This window comes from Arthrobacter sp. 01N444 (genome assembly GCF_056399305.1).
In genome coordinates this window covers 1-709 of the sequence record NZ_JBFTRB010000038.1, presented here as the reverse complement: position 1 = coordinate 709, position 709 = coordinate 1, and the positions used below count along the sequence as shown (strand labels likewise).

General features: G+C 66.9%; 1 pseudogene. It reads right to left on the bottom strand.

The features are described from left to right. Positions 1 to 709, bottom strand: a pseudogene (locus AC1DKN_RS20990) (pyruvate dehydrogenase (acetyl-transferring), homodimeric type); the annotation flags it as partial.

Sequence of the window (709 nt, the reverse complement as noted above, 5' to 3'; positions counted from 1 at the left end):
CCGTCGGCGTGCTGCAGGCCTTCGCCGGTCAGGGTGGTGCGTCCGGCGGTGGCGCCGATGATGAACCCGCGGGTCATCTGGTCGGCGGCGGCCCAGAAGGAATCGCCGGTGCGCTGGAAGCCGAACATCGAGTAGAAGACGTAGACCGGGATGAGCGGTTCGCCGTGGGTGGCGTAGGACGTGCCGGCGGCGGTGAAGGCTGCCACGGATCCGGCCTCGTTGATGCCGGCGTGTACGATCTGGCCGGAGATGGACTCCTTGTACGCCAGGACGAGCTCGCGGTCCACGGAGAGGTAGTTCTGGCCGTTCGGGTTGTAGATCTTCGCCGTCGGGAAGAACGCGTCCATGCCGAAGGTGCGTGCCTCATCGGGGATGATCGGCACAATCCGCTTGCCGAACTCCTTGTCCCGCATGAGGTCCTTGAGCAGGCGGACGAACGCCATGGTGGTGGCGGCGTGCTGCTTGCCGGAGCCGCGGTTGGCGACTTCGTAGACCTTCTCGTCCGGGAGGGTGACGTCGGAGTGCTTGGAGCGCCGCTCGGGGACGAAGCCGCCGAGTTGCTTGCGGCGGTCCATCAGGTACTGGATCTCCGGGGAGTCCATGCCGGGGTGGTAGTACGGCGGCCGGTAGAGGTCCGCTTCGAGCTGGTCGTCCGTGATCGGGATGCGCAGGTGGTCGCGGAAGGCCTTGAGGTCCGCGAGGGTGAGCT